A 16,750-nucleotide genomic window follows, 5' to 3' on the forward strand; every position below is an offset into this window, starting at 1 on the left:
TGGCTTTACTTTAATATTCATAAACCTTGAATCATTTTCCATTACCGACTAAGCAAGCTAGCTAGCTTGAATCCATTAAGGTGGACCAAACCTTCTCTTTCGATATCGTGAACTAAAAATTCAAGGCATCCTTCATTTTTTTGTATCGGTAAAAAAATCACCGTTACCTTACTTTCGCATATTGAAAAAATTCCGATTGGTATCCGATTTATGATAGGACAATAATTGGTGTAGTGTCAAACAGACCTGGCGCGGAAAGTATAGGGAGATTAATTCGATAATCTGCCCCTTTTGTGCAATAAGATGTTTTTCTTCAATTGAGTTTTTTTCCAACATTTAATCAACAAAAAAGCTGTTACTCATTTAAATGAGCAACAGCTTTTTTAATATTATTTTGTAATGATAGCCTCGATTAATTTCGGTGCTTGAGGTGCTTCATTGGCAATTTTAATATGCGAGTAGATTTTATCAATCACTGATGAAACATCTTCTTGGTTTGCGTAAATTGTCACAAGAGACTCACCTTTTGTTACTTTATCGCCAACTTTTTTACGCAGCATTAGACCTACAGCTAAGTCGATAGTAGACTCTTTTGTAGCACGACCAGCGCCTAAAAGCATAGCCGCAGTTCCAACTTCATCAGCTTCGATGAATGATACAAAGCCATCTTCTTTTGCCGGTACTTCGAAAGTATATTGAGCTTGAGGTAATAATGAAGTATCATCCACTACTGCCGGGTTACCACCTTGTCCTTCAATAAATTGTTTGAAGATTTCTAATGCGCTACCGTTTTTGATAACTTCAAGTAATTGTTCACGCGCTTCTTCGATTGTTTTCGCGTGACCACCTAGAACCACCATTTGACTACCAAGAGTTAAGCAAAGCTCCGTTAAATCTTCCGGACCCTCTCCTCTTAAAGTATCAATTGCTTCTTTTACTTCTAATGCATTACCAATCGCAAAACCAAGCGGTTGGCTCATATCAGAAATAATAGCCATTGTGTTACGACCGACATTATTGCCGATTTGGACCATTGCATGCGCTAAATTTTTTGCATCTTCAACAGTCTTCATGAAGGCACCTTCACCTGTTTTTACATCAAGTACAATAGCATCTGCACCTGCGGCAATTTTTTTACTCATAATTGAGCTCGCGATTAAAGGGATGCTACTTACTGTCGCTGTCACATCTCTTAGAGCGTATAATTTTTTGTCTGCAGGTGTTAAGTTACCTGTTTGACCGATAACAGCTAATTTAATGTCATTAACTTGCTCAATAAATTGCTCTGTCGTCAATTCAACATGGAAGCCTTCAATAGCCTCTAATTTGTCAATAGTGCCTCCTGTATGCCCTAAACCTCGTCCACTCATCTTCGCAACAGGAACACCGACAGCAGCTACTAGAGGGCCTAAAACTAATGTTGTTGTGTCACCAACGCCACCTGTCGAATGCTTATCAACTTTAATACCTTCGATTTCTGAAAGGTCAATCTGATCTCCAGATTCAACCATTGCCATTGTTAAATCTGCTCGTTCTCGATCGTTCATATCTTTGAAATATATAGCCATTAATAAACTACTTGCTTGATAATCTGGAATAGAACCATTTGTATAACCTTCTACGAAAAAGCGAATCTCTTCTGTAGTTAATTCTCCACCATCACGTTTTTTTTCAATAATATCAACTATTCGCATTTAATTACTCCCTTACTTATTTTAAATTGGATAAGAAGCTTGTGCCGAATTCAGGTAATTTCACATTGAAGTTTTCTGCAACTGTAGCACCTATATCAGCAAATGTAAGTCGTAATGGTAATTCATGACCTTCATTAAAGCGTGGTGAGTAAGCGATTAATGGCACATATTCACGTGTATGATCACTTCCATGGAAAGTTGGATCATTTCCATGGTCAGCTGTTATTATTAATAGATCATCTTCCGTCAACGCTTCCAAAACTTCTGGTAAACGACGGTCAAATTCTTCTAACGCTTCACCATATCCAATTGGATCTCTGCGGTGACCATAAGCTGCATCAAAATCAACTAAGTTTAAGAATGATAAGCCATGGAAATCCTTACGTACAGCTTGTGATATCTGGTCCATACCATCTGTATTATCTTTTGTACGGATTGCTTCTGTTACGCCTTCATTGTTAAAGATATCTGAAATTTTACCTAATGCAATGACATCAAAATTAGCATCTTTTAATTCATTCATCACTGTACGTCCAAATGGTTTTAACGCATAATCATGACGATTCGATGTGCGTTCAAAGTTACCTGGAGTCCCGATGAAAGGACGAGCAATTACACGGCCTACTAAATATTCAGGTTGTAAAGTCAATTCACGAGCAATTTCACAAATTTTATATAGTTCATCTAATGGAACAATTTCTTCATGTGCTGCGATTTGCAATACTGGATCAGCAGATGTATAGACGATAATAGCTCCTGTCTTCATATGCTCTTCACCGTAATCGTCAATCACTTGCGTACCACTTGCTGGCTTGTTACAAAGTACTTTACGACCAGTGCGTTCTTCTAATTGCTCGATTAAAGTTTGTGGGAAGCCTTCAGGATACACTTTGAACGGTTTATCAATATTTAAACCCATAATTTCCCAGTGACCTGTCATTGTATCTTTCCCCACTGAAGCTTCTTGCATTTTACCGAAATAAGCTGCAGGTTTCTCTACTGGAGTAATACCAGGTAACTCACGGATATTTGATAAACCTAATCTTCCCATATTGGGCATAGTTAAGCCATTCATTTTTTCTGCAATATGACCTAATGTATCTGCACCTACATCACCGAACTTTTCAGCATCAGGTGCTTCTCCAATACCTACTGAATCCATAACGATTAAGTGAATGCGTTTAAATGGTTTTGTGTTCATTTGTGTTCCTCCTTTATCTTTACTTTCATTTTACCAAACTATACGAAAAAATAAATGTCAGACCTCTGACATTTGAATTTTTTTTATGCACGTGGGTGGAACTGCTTGTATACTTCTGATAATCGCGTCTTACTAATATGTGTATAAATTTGAGTTGTTGAAATATCAGCATGTCCAAGCAGTTCTTGAACTGCACGTAAATCAGCACCATTTTCAATTAAATGCGTCGCAAAAGAATGACGTAAAATATGTGGTGTGATTTCTTTATCTATACCTGCTTTCTCTGCATAATCCTTCATTAATTTCCAACAAAATTGTCGTGTTAAGCGATCTCCCCTTTGGCTTATAAAAAAAGCCTCTGATTTATGTAGCTTATCTTCTAGTATTGGTCTTCCCTTTTCTAAATATGCCATGCACGCTTCTAAAGCTTTTCGTCCAAGTGGAATAATACGTTCTTTACCACCTTTACCAAAAACTCTTACGAAGCCCATCGTAGTATGAACATCTTCTAAATTCAGTGCGATACACTCACTTATCCGCATACCGCTTGCATATAACAACTCAAGCATCGTTTGATCTCGAATTCCTTGGGGTTTTGCAAGATTTGGCATGGCAATTAAGTTATCAATTTCTTCAATCGATAAAATTTTAGGTAACTTTTTCTCTAACTTCGGCATTTCTAAATGCACTGTCGGATCCCCACTAGCTCTTTTTTCTCTTAACAAAAATTGGTGAAATGATCGAATTGATGATATATGTCTTGAAATAGTTCGTGCAGACTTCCCAGATGTTTTCAGCATCTGTAAATGATGTAATATATTCACTCTGTCTATGTCGTCAAAATATTGTACACCTTGACTTACGAAAATATTCTTAGTATATGCAGTAATATCTCTTTTATAAGATTGCAATGTATTGTCAGAAAGCTGGCGTTCAACGCGTAAAAAGTGTAAATAATCTTGGATTGCATCTAGTACATCTTGGTTCATTTTGATTCCCTCCTTAAAAATAGGTAAATAAAAAAGGACAGCACCTCCGCCATCCTTTGTTTGTAAGCTATAAACTTATGATTGATTGCTATCTGACTCTTTATCATGACAACGCCAGCAAATACCGTGAAATGTTAATCTGTGGTCTTTAATAATAAAATTCCATCTTTTTTCAACGACTGCTTCTACGTCTTCAAGTAAATCCTCTTGAATTTCATCAACAGCACCACATTCGATACAAACGAGGTGATGATGGAAGTGAGCAGCTCCTTCTTGACGTAAATCATAACGAGATACGCCATCGCCGAAATTGATTTTATCGACGATCTTAAGCTCGGTTAAAAGCTCCAATGTTCGATACACAGTTGCAAGTCCAATTTCTGGTGCTTTTTCTTTAACAAGTAAATAAACATCCTCAGCACTAAGGTGATCTTCCTCATTCTCTAAAAGCACTCTTACTGTCGCTTCACGCTGCGGCGTCAGTTTGTAGCTCGCACCATGTAATTGTTTTTTTATTCGATCAATACGGCTTTCCATACGACGCCCCCCTAAACTTCTTTTATTATACCAAAAAGTCAATTCTCATTACAAGATTGAATTAATTATAATTATAATAATTATTATTTGATAGTTATTTTAATTTATAAATAAAATGAATTGCAAGTAATTCGCCACACAAAATTACTAGAGTAGCGACGAGTACTACTATTACACGCGGTAAAATCGGTAACTTCTTCCTGACAGCATAAACTGGTTCAGGTACAAGTACTATGCAAAACACCATTAATACTATACTGTAAAGCAATTGAAAAGGAAACCACCATGCAGCATATGACCAAAATGCGTTTTGTGTGTCTATTAAATAACCTGCACTGTAGCCAAAAAACGCTGATTTTAGTACAACAACAATCCTTGCCACATGTCTTAAATAATTATGAGATGCGAGCAACGAAACAATGGCAAACGGAATGACAACTGGCAATAAAGATTGCCAAATTGACGGCTTCCCTTGTAGGAGTACCCTACTATCCATTTTTCGAATGAGCCATTCTGCTTGTTCAACAGTAGAAAGTTGCAACAGTAAAATTCCTCCGATAAAGCCAATTGCAATAATTAAGAAAAAGTAAATAATTTGAAATGATCGGTTCATATAGGTCACCTTCCTTTACTTCGTACAACCTATGCTCGTCCCGACCTATTTCATAACTTATTTTAAAAGATATTTTTCATCCACATAATTGCAAACACTGTTTTAGCATCATAAATTCTTTCTTCACGAATCATTTGTTCAGCTTCTTCTAACGTAACTTCTAATAATTCGACAAATTCATCCTCATCTAGACCAGCTGGATTCTCAATTCTATATAAATCTCTCGCCGCATATATATGAATAACTTCATCTGCAAAGCCTGGAGATGTGGCAAAAGATTGAACAAACGTGAAATTTTTCGAGCCATACCCTGTTTCTTCTTCTAACTCGCGGATAGCTGTATACTCAGGCTTCTCACCTTTTTCTAATTTACCCGCGGGAATTTCGATAATACTACGCTCTAAAGGTTTACGATATTGCTCCACAAGAACAATTTTACCTTCGTTTGTTATAGGGATAATCGCTACTGCTCCTGGATGAGTTACTAATTCTCTAGTTGATGTGTTGCCATTTGGTAATGTGACTTCATCTACTTTGACTGAAATAACGCGACCCTCAAAAATTTTTTTAGAATTTATCGTCTTTTCTTCAAATTTTTTCATGATTATAACCCTCTCCGTTGTGCTTTTGTTATTAATCATTGTACCATTATCATATGAGGAGTGATATTTTTGAAGAGTAGAAAGTTAGGTAATAGCGATTTAATTATTTCAGAAATTGGCCTTGGTTGCATGTCTCTACCAACTGATGAAAAGACTGCGAAATGGATAGTAGATGCAGCTGTAGATCATGGTATTACCTATTTTGATACCGCGGATCTATATGATAAGGGCATCAATGAGGAACTTGTCGGTAAGGCACTAAATGGGAAACGACAAGATATTATATTAGCCACTAAAGTGGGCAATGTTTGGAACAAGGACGGAGAAGGTTGGCACTGGGACCCTTCTAAGAAAAATATCGAACATCAAGTAAAAGAAAGTTTGCGTCGCTTACAAACAGACTATATTGATTTATATCAACTACACGGTGGAACAATTGAAGACCCTTGGGATGAAATAACCGAAGCATTTAATCACTTAAAAAAAGAAGGTATCATTCGGGCATACGGTATTTCATCAATCCGCCCAAATGTCATTAAGGAGTTTTTACCAAACAGCGATGCAGTATCTGTCATGATGCAATATAGCTTGCTAGACCGCAGACCCGAAGAATGGTTTGATGTGCTAGAAGAAACTAATGCATCTATTGTGACACGTGGCTCTTTAGCAAAAGGTTTATTAACAAATGAATGGTCAAAACGTTTAGCAAAAGCAGATGGCTACCAAACTTATAGCCAAGATGAGCTTCAAGCTACTCTCGAAGAATTGGCAAACAACACACAAGATGTACATGCAGCAGCACTTGCTTATGTATTACAATCACCTATTGTAGCCTCTGCAGTGATTGGTGCAAGTTCAAAACAACAATTGGAAGCAACAATATCAGCTTACAATAATGCACCATCAATTGATGCTAAAGAACTTGAGAAACTAACAAAAATAGATACGTATAATGCACATCGTTAAATTTGCTAGAAGGATTCGTATCACGGATCCTTCTTTTTAAAAATCATAATACATAATCCTTATAAACTTATAATATGAATTTTGCAATTAGTAGCGCCATTAAAGCAAAGGGAGTCTGTAATATGAACCCTACTAGAAAGTACACACCTACCTGCTTAGGCGTGATTAAATTCTCTATTACTAGCTTTCTACTACTAAACAGACAAAATGGTATCAAGATAACAACGGCGGTAATGACACCAGGTACATATTTTTTAAAGATTACACTTTGCACAACATGCCCTATTCCGTTCGCAAGAAATACTCCAGCGACTAATAAGGCAAAGAATTTTATGGGTAGTATTCCGATAAACCGTTTATTATTAGCAGCTGTCACACAGCCAATCACTACGATAATCCATAATAAAATAAATGCGATAATAAATTCCTCAGTAGAAACGGAAAAAGGTAATTTCATAGTGAAATTTTCAACGGTTACGATTTCCTCCAAATCATGAATTAAAAAAACAATAGGGAAAATCAATAAAAGTGATTTAACTTTAGAAAATTCCATACTTCACCCCTGTTATTTTCAAGCTATTTAAAAGTTATCAATGTGAAAAAGGAAAGTATTATACTAAAACAATTAACATAAATTTTCACCCTCGCTTGATAAGAAATAAAAGGTAGCTCCGAAAGAAATCTTTCAAAACTACCTTCTATATCACACTACTATGACCTTTTCATATAGTTAAACTACTAAATTTATGAAACTTTCCTAATTCATAGATTCAATGCCGATTTAAGCAATCCAACCATGTATTTTGTTAACTATTAAATTTTGAGCCCTTATCTCCGTACTCATTCAATAATTCTTCAAACGATTTGTTCTTCTCACGTTGTTTTCGTTCAAATGCTAACTTTGCCTCGCGTTCATCTTGTGCTGCTTGTTCTTTTGCAACAAGGTCTTTTTTAGCAAGCTTTAATTTCTCTAACACATCACCATTAAGTTGGTCTTTTAATGTTAGTGCCTCACTTTTTGCGGATTGTTGTTGTGCTGGTTGTTGTCTTTGTTGTTTTTTCTTTTTACCCATGGTCAATCTCCTTCTTACGTTCTTTTTACAATTGTTGCAACACCTTGCCCTCCACCTATACAGAGTGTAGCAAGACCCGTTTTAACATCTCGCCTCTCCATTTCGTGAAGTAGTGTTACTAATATTCTAGCACCACTTGCGCCAATTGGGTGACCTAAAGCAATTGCACCACCATTAACATTTAACTTTTCATGGTCAAAATGCAATTCTCGATCAACTGCAATTGATTGTGCTGCGAATGCTTCATTTGCTTCAATTAAGTCAATTTGCTCTAATTCTAGTTGCCCTTTTGTTAAGGCTTTTTGTACTGCCCTCACAGGACCACTTCCCATTACAGCTGGATCTACACCTACACTTGCGTTTGATACAACTGTTGCAATTGACTTAATGCCCAACTCATCGGCTTTAGCTTTTGACATTACTACAAGTGCGGCTGCGCCGTCATTAATACCCGAAGCATTTCCCGCTGTCACAGATCCTTCTTTTTTAAACGCAGGTCGTAGCTTCCCTAACTTTTCTGCTGAAGTTCCCGGCTTTACATACTCATCTGTATCAAATACGACTGGTTCTCCCTTGCGTTGAGGAATTTCTACTGCTACAATTTCTTCTTTAAATTTCCCCGCTTCTATTGCTGTTGTTGCCCTTTCTTGGGAACGCGCTGAAAAGCGATCTTGCTCTTCACGAGAAATTGCATATTGGTCACATAAATTTTCAGCTGTAACACCCATATGATAGTCATTAAATGCACACCATAAGCCATCAGTAATCATACTATCAATTACCTTCTGATCGCCCATACGGAAGCCCTCACGTGCGTTATTCAATAAATACGGTGCCTGGCTCATATTTTCCATCCCGCCTGCGACGATGATTTCTGCATCGCCTGCAATGATGGCTTGTGTTGCTAAATGAACAGCTTTAAGACCTGACCCACAAACTTTATTTATAGTTAAGGCAGGTACCTCTTTTGGAAGTCCTGCAAATATAGCTGCTTGACGCGCTGGATTTTGACCTAGACCAGCTTGTAATACATTACCCATGATTACTTCATCTACTTTTTCAAAAGGCACCCCTACTTTTGACAACGCTTCTTTTATAACAATTGCACCAAGTTTTGTTGCAGGTACATCCTTTAACGCTCCTTGGAAGCCCCCAATTGCTGTACGTACAGCACTTACAATCACAACTTCAGTTGTCATAATTATTCCCCCTTGTTTAAGTACGAATTTATTTGCTAATATGTACATCCCTTCCTTACAATGGAATATAGGAGGGGATGTTATGTTCAGTTTACCAAATAATGCGACAATTATCGAGGTAGGTCCAAGAGATGGATTACAAAATGAAAAAAACTTAATTGAGACTAATGTGAAGCTTGAATTCATTAAATGCTTGCAGGATGCCGGCATTACAGAAATGGAGTTAACTTCTTTTGTCTCACCAAAATGGGTGCCACAAATGGCTGATGCAGAAAAAATTGTTAAAAGTACTGCTAAAGTGGGTAGACAATTTGTCTTAGCACCGAATGCTACAGGGGTGGAGCGTGCGATGGAGAACGGTGCAGATGCCATTGCCGTTTTTGTTGGAGTTAGTCATACATTTAATAAAAAAAATATTAATAAAAATACTGACGAAGCTATGGATAGTTTAGCACCTGTAGTGGCAAAACTGAAAGAGCAAGGGAAATTTGTACGCGCTTGTATTTCAACAGCTTTTTATTGTCCATATGAAGGGGCAATTGAAGTTGAAGATACAATTTCTTTATGTAAAGTATTTGCGAGTTGGGGTGTGGATGAGTTAAGTGTCGCTGATACAATTGGCATGGCTAATCCGGTAGAAAGTTATACACTATTTAAGCGTTTGAAAGAAGAATTACCTAACTTACTTTTGACTGCCCATTTTCACGATACACGAAAAATGGCGCTAGCAAATATATATGCTGCATTACAAGCTGGTGTAGACCGATTTGATACATCAGCGGGTGGTCTTGGAGGTTGTCCTTTTGCTAAAGGTGCTACTGGAAATGTTGCAACAGAAGATGTTGTACATATGCTAGAAAGTATAGGAGTTCACACAGGGATTGATGTCGAAAAAGTTTGCGAAGCGGCAAAAATTGTCGAACCTTTAATATCCGGAACAATTGACAGTGGTCAGTTCCGGCTCTTTAAGCAAAAGTAGAGGAGTGATGATCATGAAAAAACGTTTGCTTTGGATTTTCGGGCTTATTTCGGGTACTCTTGGTGCCATTACAGCCATTCTCGGATACTTATTTTCAAGTAGTATTATGTATATGAAGAACAAAGATGCAGACTTCATATTGCAACGAGAAAAGGAAGCAAAGCGTTTTGACGAAGTTTGGTTTGAGCATGTAAATAAGGAAGAGATGTGGGTTGATTCCCCGAATGGCTATTCAATTAAAGCCATCCACTTCCAACCTTTGCAAACAAATAACACGATTATTATTTGCCATGGTGTTACGGAAAATAAGATTAATTCCGTTAAATATGCTCGTCTTTTCGAGCGCTTAGGCTTTAACTCAGTCGTTTATGATCATCGTAGACATGGTGACTCTGGTGGCAAAACAACAAGCTATGGGCATTACGAAAAATATGATTTACAAGCAGTTATGAAAACTTTAAAGCAAAAGCTAGGTGGTAAAGGTATTATTGGTGTACAAGGAGAATCTATGGGTGCTGCAACAACATTATTATACGCAGGTACATTAGAGGACGAAGCCGACTTCTACATTTCTGATTGCGCCTTTTCCGATTTTTCAGAGCAATTATACTACTTGATGATGAAACAAACACCACTCCGTAACAGTTTAGCCATAAAACTTGCTGGTATCTTCTTAAGGATGCGTGATGGATACTCTTTAAAAAGTATTTCACCTAAAGAGGCTGTAACTAAAATTGAAAAGCCAGTCCTGTTTATTCACAGTCTTCCAGATGACTTCATCCTACCTGAAATGACAATTGAAATGTATAGCTTAAAGCCTGGTCCTAAAAAGTTAAAGCTTTTTGATGTAGGCCCTCATGCACAATCCTTTAATATGAACCCTGAAGCCTATGAACTGTTGGTCGCAGATTTTTTAAAAGAGTTTGTCTTCAAAGACAATGACAAAAAAATAGCACTCAATTGAGTGCTATTTTTTATTTACCGCTTAATTTATTCATTGAGTTCATCATTTGTTTGATTTGTTTTTCAGACGGTTTACGTCCCATTTGAGACATCATTACTCGTAGCATCTGTTCGTTAATAGGTGGGTTGTCTTTTAAGTATTTCATCATATATTGACGGGCAACAAAGAAACCGATAGCTACTCCTGCTATTAATGCCACGATAACAAGTATAATCCATAACGTAGTATTCACTGGTTTTCCTCCTCCAAGTTTCTTATGCGAGAAAACTATCTCCAACAAGGATTATACAATAAAAAACCACTACATACTACTGTTTGCCAAGATTTATCGTCTTTCGTGCGAATGGAATTTAAGCGGTTTTAACCAACCACATTCCATTTCATCTTTATTAAATCCAATAAAGCAATCACTTAATTTTGATAATGTTGCAAATAAGTCTAATTCTAGCATGCGTGACCCAACACAGACAACAGCTATGTAATAAGGAAAAATATCAATTTGGATTTCCCCTTTAAATTCATTCATTAAAAAGATTTGATGATCCTTCGTTTGAATGCCTGAAAAGCTATTACCTAATTGTTGTTGAATGATTAGTTCAATTTCCATCATATCCAAAGGCTCACATAAATAGGAGATCTCTTGCGTCGGATGTATTGCATGCTCATACGTATTTGAGGATTGAATTAAATCGAATAGTAAACGTTCTCTACCATAAACAAAAGCCTGATGTTTCTTTTTCACATGAAAGATTGAGTATATTCGCAAGATTACCACTCCCCTCTTGTAAACAGTATAGCAAAGGTTGCAAGAACATTTTGTCAATTGACGTCCGATTTAAAGCACTTTATTTGTCAAAAAAGAAAAAGTAGAGGAAAAAATCCTCTACTTTTCAATATTATCGCTATTTTTTTAAGCAAATAATGCTTTTACTTTTGAAACAACATTTTCTACAGTGAAACCATATTCTTTCATAACAATTTCACCTGGCGCACTTGCACCAAATTTATCAATTGCTAGAACATCACCTTCAAAGCCAGTATATTTATGCCAGCCGAATGATGAACCCATTTCAATTGCTAAACGTTTTGTAATTGTTTTTGGTAATACTGCTTCTTTATATGCTGCATCTTGAGCTTCAAAACGATCGAATGATGGCATAGAAACAACCGATACATCAATACCTTCAGCTGCTAGTTGTTTTTGAGCTTCTATAGCAAGGCTAACTTCTGAACCAGTTGCTAAAATTAGTGCATCCGCTACTTCTTTAGTTGCTTTTGAAACAACATAAGCTCCTTTAGCTACACCTTCAGCTGCAAGTGAAGCTGAGTTTTCAGACACAGGTAAATTTTGACGAGAAAGTACTAATACTGTTGGTTGGTTTTTAGATGATACGGCCAATTTCCAAGCTTCAGCAGATTCGTTTGCATCAGCAGGACGAATAACAGAAAGATTAGGCATTGCGCGTAATGCAGCTAAATGTTCAACAGGTTCATGTGTTGGACCATCTTCACCAACAGCAATACTGTCATGCGTAAATACGTAAGTTACAGGTAGTCCCATTAAAGCAGATAGACGAATTGCTGGACGTACATAGTCACTGAAGACGAAGAATGTACCACCAAAGACGTTTACACCACCATGTAGTGCCATACCATTTAGAGCTGCACCCATAGCAAATTCACGAACACCGAACCAAATATTTCGGCCTTCAGGAGTTTCTGCTGTGAAATCGCCAGCATCTTTCATGTATGTTTTATTTGATCCAGCTAAATCCGCACTTCCTCCAAAGAAAGAAGGTGTGTTTTTTGCAAGGGCATTGATTACTTCACCAGAAGACGAACGTGTAGCAATAGATTTACCAGCTTCATAAACAGGTACTGCAGATGCGAAATCTTCAGGAAGTTCCCCATTCATCGCATTTACAAACTGTTCTGCAAGAGCAGGATATGCTTTTTTATAAGCTTCAAATTGTTCATTCCAAGTAGCTTCAGCAAGAGTTCCTTGAACTTCAGCCGCTTGTTTGAATGTTGCATATACTTCTTCAGGTACATGGAATGGTTCATGAGGCCATGAGTAGTGTTCTTTAGTAAGTTTCACTTCATCAGCACCTAGTGGAGAACCGTGAGAGTCTGCTTTACCTGATTTGTTTGGAGACCCGTAGCCAATAACTGTTTTTACTTCAATAATAGTAGGTTGGCCTTTATGAGCTTTTGCTTGTTCAATGGCCTTATTTATCGCTTCAATATCATTACCATCAGCTACACGAATGTAGTTCCAGTTATATGATCCAAAACGTTTTTGAATGTTTTCAGAGAATGATTTATTTAGATCGCCATCTAAAGAAATATCATTGCTATCATATAGCACTATCAGTTTTTCAAGTTGTAAGTGACCCGCTAAAGAAATTGCCTCAGCAGCAACACCTTCCATCAAATCCCCATCACCACAAAGTGCAAATGTATAATGATCTACTACTTTATGTTCAGGCTTGTTATAAACGCCTGCAAGATGACTTTCCGCCATTGCCATACCGACAGCCATTGCAATACCTTGTCCTAATGGTCCAGTTGTTGCTTCGACTCCAGCTGTATGACCATATTCTGGGTGACCAGGTGTTTTTGAATCCCATTGACGGAAGTTTTTGATTTCTTCCATTGGTAAATCATATCCACCTAAGTGTAATAGGCTATACAAAAGCATCGAGCCATGACCTGCTGATAAAATAAAGCGATCGCGGTTAAACCATTTAGGGTTTGAAGGATTGTGACGAAGTTGTTTTGTCCAAAGAGTATAAGCCATTGGAGCAGCCCCCATTGGTAATCCTGGGTGACCTGAGTTAGCCTTTTCAATAGCATCAATTGACAAAGTTCGAATAGTGTTAATTGCAAGCTGATCTGCTTGTTGAGTCATTTTAATAGACATCCTTTCTTAAGCTAAATAGTGTACTAATATATTTTAGTCAAAAATCTAATATAAAACAATGTTTTCTCTATAAATATGTGTTTAATTTAACCGATTATTCTTATTTTGTTTTTGACGTAACTTCTCAGGCGTTACTTCATTTCCCTCTGGATCGAAAACACGGACATTTTCAATCGTCTCACGCATTGAAGATCGAAATGTGTCTAAGTACTCTTTACGAAGTGCTGTTTGTTCTTTTGCTTCTTCTACAGTTAAACCTTGTGACTTTGATTTTTTAGAAAGTACACTTATACGTTGTAATTTTTCTTTTGATAACATTTATTTCTCACCTTTCATACAGACCTTAATACAAAGGTATGCAAAAAAGACCGCAAGCGCAAGCTTTTAGTCTTTATTTTTCTCTTTAAATTCCATAAATCTTCGATGAATTGTCGCTTTACTTACTTGGAAGCCCAATCCTCTCAAAGTGTCTGCAATTTCTTCAAATGTCATACCCTTCTGTCTAAGTTGAATGATTTGTTCAATTGGAACATCTATGCGATCTCTACCCTCAGGATTTCCTCGATCTTTTAAATTTTTTTCTGGCCTGTATCCGTTCTGTACAGCTCGTCTCATCCCTCTACGGATTTTCGCATTATGTAATTTACGTTGATACTCTTCGACTATCGCTAGAATTTCTAGCAACATAGCGTCCATCTCATTTAGCCGGGCGTGACCTGCGTCACTTAATGTGAAAATATCTGTATTCGTTTTTTGCAGTAAATGAAGTACCGCCATTCGGCCATTGCCACGTCCTAAACGTGTCTCATCTTGAACAAATAGTGCTGGTTGTTCATATTCCTTCACACTCTCAAGTAAATCAAGTAATCCTTCCCGATCAATATCATATCCACTATGTCGATCTGTAAAGACTTGTGCAACTTCATAGCCTTTACTCGTTGCAAATTCCCTTAACTCAATCTCTTGCCTTTCAAGCGAAGTATCTTGTGTATCTTTTTCAGTACTTACACGACAATAGAGTATTGCTATTTTTTGTTTCATTTATTATCACTCGCCACTTCTACTCCTATATTTGGAACTTTAAAATTATCATGTTCCGGAACTATTAGAGTATGCCCCGCATAAATAGTATCGTCAATTAAATTATTTTCATTTTTAACCTTTGCTATCCATTCATGGTCAGCCATTTTACCTTTATATCTATCTGCAAGAGAAATTAAAGTATCTCCGTCATGAACTTTAATTTCTTTATATGATGTTTTCCCACTATTTGCAACCACTAATATTGTTGTAAATATTACGCAAAATCCAAAAAGTAATGTAATATATTGATTTTTTTTGAACCAACTCACACTTATTCTCCCCTTTTTCGAATACCCGTTCGGAATGTATGTTCTCAATATAAACCGAACATTTGTTTTTGTCAACGGCTTTTTCGAACTTATGTTTGCACTGTTTGTTCGCTAATGCTATACTATTAATAACTTTTACATAGTATGAGATAAAGAGGTGATTGGATTGAAAAAAGTATCGAAAAGACAAGAAGATATATTGTCTTTCATCAAAGAGGAAGTTCGCACTAAAGGATACCCACCTTCCGTCCGTGAAATTGGTGAAGCAGTTGGTCTTGCATCAAGTTCTACAGTCCACGGACATCTTGCTAGACTTGAGAGCAAAGGGCTGATTCGACGAGATCCAACGAAACCTCGTGCAATCGAAATTTTAGATCAACAAGATTCTACAATCGCAAAACAAGGTGTTGTACATGTACCACTAGTTGGTAAAGTTACTGCAGGCCTTCCTATTACGGCAATTGAGAATATTGAAGAATACTTCCCTATTCCAGATTCTTATGGAACAACTGAAGATCAAATTTTCATGCTTGAAATTATGGGCGAATCTATGATCGAAGCTGGTATATTAGATGGAGACTATGTAATCGTGAAACAACAAGCAACCGCAAGTAATGGTGAAATTGTTGTAGCGATGACAGAGGATAATGAAGCAACTGTAAAACGATTTTTTAAAGAGGAATCTTATTTCCGCTTACAGCCAGAAAACTCTTCAATGGAGCCAATTATCGTAGATCAAGTTTCCATTTTAGGAAAAGTAGTTGGTTTGTATCGTAACGTATTATAAGGTACAACTATATCGGATTGTAGGAATCAGTGAAATATGGATTCTTGCAATCTTTTTTTATACATAACCAAAATATATTATTCATATATTCGCACATTTTATATAACGCAGGCCACATATATCGTTATCGTGATTTATTCTCTATTTTAGTTACTTTAAGTATTATTCGGTTACACAAAAAGAGAAATCGAAAAACAAGTAAAGAAAATCAGCAAAATAACGAATCGTAAAATTGATCCACCCCCTATTATACCTCTCATAAATGCAGACTTCGTATGACAAAGAATTAATCCAACAGTTTTCGTAAATACCACTAGGATACTTCCCAAAAACAACTATTTTTTTTATTGTTGGACAAATTGCACAACCTCTTTTCATTTTAAACCATATGTTATCAATGTAAGTCATTCGAATCGGAAAGGAGGTCTTGAAAATGAGTATTAATAGAGATGGTTGTAAGTGTGATAAGTGTGATAAGCAACATCACCATGAAAAAGAAGAACATCGTTGTAATGGTTGCGCATGTGATCAATTAAGACGATTGCAAACACAGACTGAAGTTGATGTTTTCTTAAAAGGTGGTTCGGTGTTAGAAGATGTCGTTTTTATTACCTTAGATCAGAAAAATTGTTGCGCATTCTTTAATGATCCAGAAACTGAACCTGGTTCAACACTTATCGTAGACTGCCAAGAAATTCAAGCTATTCGTATTGAAGCAAATTAATAAGTAATAACGGGTCTCTTTCTTTATGGAAGAGGCCTTTCTGATCAGCAAGAGAATCATCGGAATTTATTTAAGCGTAGGCTATCAACCGTACATAGAAAGTATTTGCCATTCGTGCATGTTGTCACCTGGACAATAAAACGTATT

The 16,750-nt window shown here is 36.8% G+C and carries 20 protein-coding genes; 5 read left to right on the plus strand and 15 right to left on the minus strand.

The features are described 5' to 3' along the window. Positions 1 to 389 precede the first annotated feature (389 nt). The 6 genes from AC3IS5_RS15205 to AC3IS5_RS15230 form a co-directional block, all read right to left on the minus strand. Positions 390 to 1,694, minus strand: a complete 1,305-nt coding sequence (locus AC3IS5_RS15205; RefSeq protein WP_489425169.1) for a pyrimidine-nucleoside phosphorylase — start codon at positions 1,692 to 1,694, stop codon at positions 390 to 392. A gap of 16 nt (positions 1,695 to 1,710) precedes the next feature. Further along, a complete protein-coding gene (gene deoB, locus AC3IS5_RS15210; protein ID WP_489425170.1) occupies positions 1,711 to 2,895 on the minus strand; it encodes a phosphopentomutase in 1,185 nt (394 codons plus the stop codon). Positions 2,896 to 2,978: 83 nt separating this feature from the next. Further along, the gene (gene xerD / locus AC3IS5_RS15215; RefSeq protein ID WP_053417379.1) at positions 2,979 to 3,884 is read right to left on the minus strand and encodes a site-specific tyrosine recombinase XerD; all 906 of its coding nucleotides are present in this window, start codon (positions 3,882 to 3,884) and stop codon (positions 2,979 to 2,981) included. A 75-nt stretch (positions 3,885 to 3,959) separates the two neighbouring features. Continuing rightward, positions 3,960 to 4,421 (minus strand): ferric iron uptake transcriptional regulator, encoded by a 462-nt coding sequence (gene fur, locus AC3IS5_RS15220; RefSeq protein WP_489425171.1) that lies wholly within the window; start codon positions 4,419 to 4,421, stop codon positions 3,960 to 3,962. 94 nt (positions 4,422 to 4,515) lie between these two features. Then, positions 4,516 to 5,034: a hypothetical protein gene (locus AC3IS5_RS15225; RefSeq protein ID WP_053417381.1), complete on the minus strand. Its 519-nt coding sequence runs from the start codon at positions 5,032 to 5,034 to the stop codon at positions 4,516 to 4,518. 62 nt (positions 5,035 to 5,096) lie between these two features. Beyond that, the gene (locus tag AC3IS5_RS15230) at positions 5,097 to 5,636 is read right to left on the minus strand and encodes an NUDIX domain-containing protein (RefSeq protein ID WP_489425172.1); all 540 of its coding nucleotides are present in this window, start codon (positions 5,634 to 5,636) and stop codon (positions 5,097 to 5,099) included. A gap of 69 nt (positions 5,637 to 5,705) precedes the next feature. On the opposite strand from AC3IS5_RS15230, the gene AC3IS5_RS15235 reads away from it, so the two are divergent. Continuing rightward, positions 5,706 to 6,602 carry an aldo/keto reductase gene (locus AC3IS5_RS15235; protein ID WP_489425173.1) on the plus strand — a complete coding sequence of 299 codons (897 nt, stop codon included), beginning with the start codon at positions 5,706 to 5,708 and terminating at the stop codon, positions 6,600 to 6,602. A 67-nt stretch (positions 6,603 to 6,669) separates the two neighbouring features. Here the strand turns inward: AC3IS5_RS15235 and AC3IS5_RS15240 are convergent, their stop codons facing one another. The 3 genes from AC3IS5_RS15240 to AC3IS5_RS15250 form a co-directional block, all read right to left on the minus strand. Further along, positions 6,670 to 7,155, minus strand: a complete 486-nt coding sequence (locus AC3IS5_RS15240; protein ID WP_489425174.1) for an HXXEE domain-containing protein — start codon at positions 7,153 to 7,155, stop codon at positions 6,670 to 6,672. Positions 7,156 to 7,408: 253 nt separating this feature from the next. Then, positions 7,409 to 7,675, minus strand: coding sequence for a YqkE family protein (locus tag AC3IS5_RS15245; RefSeq protein WP_489425175.1), 267 nt, complete (start codon positions 7,673 to 7,675; stop codon positions 7,409 to 7,411). 14 nt (positions 7,676 to 7,689) lie between these two features. Further along, positions 7,690 to 8,874, minus strand: coding sequence for an acetyl-CoA C-acetyltransferase (locus AC3IS5_RS15250; protein ID WP_489425176.1), 1,185 nt, complete (start codon positions 8,872 to 8,874; stop codon positions 7,690 to 7,692). 82 nt (positions 8,875 to 8,956) lie between these two features. On the opposite strand from AC3IS5_RS15250, the gene AC3IS5_RS15255 reads away from it, so the two are divergent. Together AC3IS5_RS15255 and AC3IS5_RS15260 are read left to right on the plus strand one after the other, a co-directional pair. After that, positions 8,957 to 9,853 (plus strand): hydroxymethylglutaryl-CoA lyase, encoded by an 897-nt coding sequence (locus AC3IS5_RS15255; protein WP_489425177.1) that lies wholly within the window; start codon positions 8,957 to 8,959, stop codon positions 9,851 to 9,853. 13 nt (positions 9,854 to 9,866) lie between these two features. Further along, positions 9,867 to 10,817, plus strand: coding sequence for an alpha/beta hydrolase (locus AC3IS5_RS15260; RefSeq protein ID WP_489425178.1), 951 nt, complete (start codon positions 9,867 to 9,869; stop codon positions 10,815 to 10,817). Between the two features lie 10 nt (positions 10,818 to 10,827). Here the strand turns inward: AC3IS5_RS15260 and AC3IS5_RS15265 are convergent, their stop codons facing one another. From AC3IS5_RS15265 to yneA, 6 genes are all read right to left on the minus strand, one after another. Beyond that, positions 10,828 to 11,049, minus strand: coding sequence for a YneF family protein (locus AC3IS5_RS15265; RefSeq protein WP_038191006.1), 222 nt, complete (start codon positions 11,047 to 11,049; stop codon positions 10,828 to 10,830). A 93-nt stretch (positions 11,050 to 11,142) separates the two neighbouring features. Continuing rightward, entirely contained in the window at positions 11,143 to 11,583 is a 441-nt protein-coding gene (sirA, locus tag AC3IS5_RS15270; RefSeq protein ID WP_340707579.1) for a sporulation inhibitor of replication protein SirA, read from the minus strand. Positions 11,584 to 11,727: 144 nt separating this feature from the next. Continuing rightward, positions 11,728 to 13,728 (minus strand): transketolase, encoded by a 2,001-nt coding sequence (gene tkt / locus AC3IS5_RS15275; RefSeq protein ID WP_489425179.1) that lies wholly within the window; start codon positions 13,726 to 13,728, stop codon positions 11,728 to 11,730. Between the two features lie 93 nt (positions 13,729 to 13,821). Then, on the minus strand, positions 13,822 to 14,058 hold the full coding sequence (locus AC3IS5_RS15280) for a DUF896 domain-containing protein (RefSeq protein WP_489425180.1): 237 nt from the start codon (positions 14,056 to 14,058) through the stop codon (positions 13,822 to 13,824). Between the two features lie 66 nt (positions 14,059 to 14,124). Beyond that, positions 14,125 to 14,781, minus strand: coding sequence for a YneB family resolvase-like protein (locus AC3IS5_RS15285; protein ID WP_489425181.1), 657 nt, complete (start codon positions 14,779 to 14,781; stop codon positions 14,125 to 14,127). Continuing rightward, positions 14,778 to 15,092 (minus strand): cell division suppressor protein YneA, encoded by a 315-nt coding sequence (gene yneA / locus AC3IS5_RS15290; RefSeq protein WP_489425182.1) that lies wholly within the window; start codon positions 15,090 to 15,092, stop codon positions 14,778 to 14,780. Before yneA ends, AC3IS5_RS15285 begins: the two co-directional genes overlap by 4 nt. Before the next feature lie 166 nt (positions 15,093 to 15,258). Between yneA and lexA the strand changes: the two genes are divergently transcribed. Together lexA and AC3IS5_RS15300 are read left to right on the plus strand one after the other, a co-directional pair. Beyond that, positions 15,259 to 15,879 (plus strand): transcriptional repressor LexA, encoded by a 621-nt coding sequence (gene lexA / locus AC3IS5_RS15295; protein WP_193738834.1) that lies wholly within the window; start codon positions 15,259 to 15,261, stop codon positions 15,877 to 15,879. Between the two features lie 433 nt (positions 15,880 to 16,312). Next, positions 16,313 to 16,603: a hydrolase gene (locus tag AC3IS5_RS15300; protein ID WP_489425183.1), complete on the plus strand. Its 291-nt coding sequence runs from the start codon at positions 16,313 to 16,315 to the stop codon at positions 16,601 to 16,603. Positions 16,604 to 16,750 lie beyond the last annotated feature (147 nt).

The organism is Viridibacillus sp. KH_047, from assembly GCF_057838945.1.

Coding starts and splice junctions, on each gene's coding strand:
- AC3IS5_RS15245 (WP_489425175.1), bottom strand. CDS start 7,675: ATGGGTAAAAAGAAAAAACAACAAAGACAACAACCAGCACAACAACAA.
- AC3IS5_RS15255 (WP_489425177.1), top strand. CDS start 8,957: ATGTTCAGTTTACCAAATAATGCGACAATTATCGAGGTAGGTCCAAGA.
- AC3IS5_RS15250 (WP_489425176.1), bottom strand. CDS start 8,874: ATGACAACTGAAGTTGTGATTGTAAGTGCTGTACGTACAGCAATTGGG.
- AC3IS5_RS15280 (WP_489425180.1), bottom strand. CDS start 14,058: ATGTTATCAAAAGAAAAATTACAACGTATAAGTGTACTTTCTAAAAAA.
- AC3IS5_RS15225 (WP_053417381.1), bottom strand. CDS start 5,034: ATGAACCGATCATTTCAAATTATTTACTTTTTCTTAATTATTGCAATT.
- xerD (WP_053417379.1), bottom strand. CDS start 3,884: ATGAACCAAGATGTACTAGATGCAATCCAAGATTATTTACACTTTTTA.
- AC3IS5_RS15260 (WP_489425178.1), top strand. CDS start 9,867: ATGAAAAAACGTTTGCTTTGGATTTTCGGGCTTATTTCGGGTACTCTT.
- AC3IS5_RS15205 (WP_489425169.1), bottom strand. CDS start 1,694: ATGCGAATAGTTGATATTATTGAAAAAAAACGTGATGGTGGAGAATTA.
- fur (WP_489425171.1), bottom strand. CDS start 4,421: ATGGAAAGCCGTATTGATCGAATAAAAAAACAATTACATGGTGCGAGC.
- AC3IS5_RS15240 (WP_489425174.1), bottom strand. CDS start 7,155: ATGGAATTTTCTAAAGTTAAATCACTTTTATTGATTTTCCCTATTGTT.
- AC3IS5_RS15300 (WP_489425183.1), top strand. CDS start 16,313: ATGAGTATTAATAGAGATGGTTGTAAGTGTGATAAGTGTGATAAGCAA.
- AC3IS5_RS15285 (WP_489425181.1), bottom strand. CDS start 14,781: ATGAAACAAAAAATAGCAATACTCTATTGTCGTGTAAGTACTGAAAAA.
- deoB (WP_489425170.1), bottom strand. CDS start 2,895: ATGAACACAAAACCATTTAAACGCATTCACTTAATCGTTATGGATTCA.
- tkt (WP_489425179.1), bottom strand. CDS start 13,728: ATGACTCAACAAGCAGATCAGCTTGCAATTAACACTATTCGAACTTTG.
- AC3IS5_RS15230 (WP_489425172.1), bottom strand. CDS start 5,636: ATGAAAAAATTTGAAGAAAAGACGATAAATTCTAAAAAAATTTTTGAG.